Genomic DNA, 3,199 nt, shown 5'->3' with positions numbered 1-3,199 from the left:
TTAAATGCGAAAAGGCCACCCAGTGTGTGGGTGGCCTTTTCGTGAGTTAAGTCCGGCGGTGTCCTACTCTCCCACAGGGTCTCCCCTGCAGTACCATCGGCGCTGAGAGTCTTAGCTTCCGGGTTCGGAATGTGACCGGGCGTTTCCCTCTCGCTATGGCCGCCGAAACACTTGTTGATGTTACTCAATGAGTGATTCGAACAGTCACGCGTTAGCGTGTGTTGTTCGGATTCTCGACCGTACATCGAGAACCACATAGTGGACGCAAGCATTCATGTTTCCCCCCATACCAGCCTTACAACATGTATGGGAGTGGTGATTATCAAGATATCGGCTTATTAGTACCGGTCAGCTCCGACAGTCTTTCGTCCTGTCTTCCACATCCGGCCTATCAACCCAGTCGTCTGGCTGGGAGCCTCTCACCCGAAGGTATGGAAATCTCATCTCGAGGCCGGCTTCCCGCTTAGATGCTTTCAGCGGTTATCCATCCCGAACGTAGCTAATCAGCGGTGCTCCTGGCGGAACAACTGACACACCAGAGGTTCGTCCAACCCGGTCCTCTCGTACTAGGGTCAGATCCTCTCAAATTTCCTGCGCGCGCAGCGGATAGGGACCGAACTGTCTCACGACGTTCTAAACCCAGCTCGCGTACCGCTTTAATGGGCGAACAGCCCAACCCTTGGGACCTACTCCAGCCCCAGGATGCGACGAGCCGACATCGAGGTGCCAAACCATGCCGTCGATATGGACTCTTGGGCAAGATCAGCCTGTTATCCCCGAGGTACCTTTTATCCGTTGAGCGACAGCGCTTCCACAAGCCACTGCCGGATCACTAGTCCCGACTTTCGTCCCTGCTCGACTTGTCAGTCTCACAGTCAAGCTCCCTTGTGCACTTACACTCGACACCTGATTGCCAACCAGGTTGAGGGAACCTTTGGGCGCCTCCGTTACTTTTTGGGAGGCAACCGCCCCAGTTAAACTACCCACCAGGCACTGTCCCTGAACCGGATCACGGTTCGAAGTTAGATATCCAGAGTGACCAGAGTGGTATTTCAACATTGACTCCACCTGAACTAGCGTCCAAGCTTCACCGTCTCCCACCTATCCTACACAAGCCACACCGAACACCAATACCAAGCTGTAGTAAAGGTCACGGGGTCTTTCCGTCCTGCTGCGCGTAACGAGCATCTTTACTCGTAATGCAATTTCGCCGAGTTCGCGGTTGAGACAGCTGGGAAGTCGTTACGCCATTCGTGCAGGTCGGAACTTACCCGACAAGGAATTTCGCTACCTTAGGATGGTTATAGTTACCACCGCCGTTTACTGGGGCTTAAATTCTCAGCTTCGCCTTGCGGCTAACCGTTCCTCTTAACCTTCCAGCACCGGGCAGGCGTCAGTCCGTATACATCGTCTTGCGACTTAGCACGGACCTGTGTTTTTAGTAAACAGTCGCTTCCCACTGGTCTCTGCGGCCATCCACGCTTCCTGGAGCAAGTCCATTCACGTTTCAGGCCCCCCTTCTCCCGAAGTTACGGGGGCATTTTGCCGAGTTCCTTAACCACGATTCTCTCGATCTCCTTAGTATTCTCTACCTGACCACCTGAGTCGGTTTGGGGTACGGGCGGCTGGAACCTCGCGTCGATGCTTTTCTTGGCAGCATAGGATCACCGATTTCGACTTGCGTCTACCCATCGGGTCTCAGCCTTGTATGAGAGACGGATTTGCCTATCTCTCGGCCTACACCCTTAGACCGGGACTACCATCGCCCGGCTCGGCTACCTTCCTGCGTCACACCTGTTAATACGCTAACCGCACCAGCATAGGGTCGTGTGCTAGGCCCACACGCGTCACCCCGAAGGGATCCGTCTAGGGGATTCAGACACTTAGCATTACTGGATTAGTTTGGGCGGTTCTTCGCCGGTACGGGAATATCAACCCGTTGTCCATCGACTACGCCTGTCGGCCTCGCCTTAGGTCCCGACTTACCCAGGGCGGATTAGCCTGGCCCTGGAACCCTTGGTCTTCCGGAGGACGGGTTTCTCACCCGTCTTTCGCTACTCATGCCTGCATTCTCACTCGTGTGGCCTCCACGGCTGGTTTACACCGCCGCTTCACTGGCCACACGACGCTCTCCTACCCATCAACACGGCTGGACCACGAAGGCCTACCTATAAATGTCAATGCCACAACTTCGGTGGCGTGCTTGAGCCCCGTTACATTGTCGGCGCGGAATCACTTGACCAGTGAGCTATTACGCACTCTTTCAAGGGTGGCTGCTTCTAAGCCAACCTCCTGGTTGTCTGTGCAACTCCACATCCTTTCCCACTTAGCACGCGCTTTGGGACCTTAGTTGGTGGTCTGGGTTGTTTCCCTCTCGACGATGAAGCTTATCCCCCACCGTCTCACTGCTGCGCTCTCACTTACCGGCATTCGGAGTTTGGCTGACGTCAGTAACCTTTTGGGGCCCATCGGCCATCCAGTAGCTCTACCTCCGGCAAGAAACACGCAACGCTGCACCTAAATGCATTTCGGAGAGAACCAGCTATCACGAAGTTTGATTGGCCTTTCACCCCTATCCACAGCTCATCCCCTCCATTTTCAACTGAAGTGGGTTCGGTCCTCCACGACGTCTTACCGTCGCTTCAACCTGGCCATGGATAGATCACTTCGCTTCGGGTCTAGGACATGCGACTGAATCGCCCTATTCAGACTCGCTTTCGCTACGGCTACCCCACACGGGTTAACCTCGCCACATATCGCTAACTCGCAGGCTCATTCTTCAAAAGGCACGCTGTCACACCTACAAGGGTGCTCCAACGGTTTGTAAGCAAACGGTTTCAGGTACTATTTCACTCCCCTCCCGGGGTACTTTTCACCTTTCCCTCACGGTACTTGTCCGCTATCGGTCATCTGGGAGTATTTAGGCTTATCAGGTGGTCCTGACAGATTCACACGGGATTTCTCGGGCCCCGTGCTACTTGGGATACTCTTCACGCCATAACGACATTTCGACTACCGGGCTCGCACCGTCTACGGCTGGGCTTTCAATCCCATTCGTCTATATCGCGCTGTAACGTTCACTGTTCGGCAGAATCAGCACGAAAAGTCCCACAACCCCGACCATGCAACGCCTGCCGGCTATCACACATGATCGGTTTAGCCTGATCCGCGTTCGCTCGCCACTACTGACGGAATCACT

General features: G+C 54.6%; 2 rRNA genes. Both read right to left on the bottom strand.

Features of this window, described 5'->3' with window-relative positions:
- Window positions 1-50 precede the first annotated feature (50 nt).
- Window positions 51-167 (bottom strand): 5S ribosomal RNA (gene rrf, locus E4M00_RS17700).
- Between the two features lie 151 nt (window positions 168-318).
- Window positions 319-3,199: ribosomal RNA gene (locus tag E4M00_RS17695) — 23S ribosomal RNA — on the bottom strand; the annotation flags it as partial.

It is taken from the genome of Orlajensenia leifsoniae, from assembly GCF_004570845.1.
In the GTDB taxonomy this organism is placed as follows: Bacteria; Actinomycetota; Actinomycetes; order Actinomycetales; family Microbacteriaceae; genus Orlajensenia; species Orlajensenia leifsoniae.
Note: the sequence above shows the minus strand (reverse complement) of the source record. Positions and strands in the feature narration are given on the sequence as shown.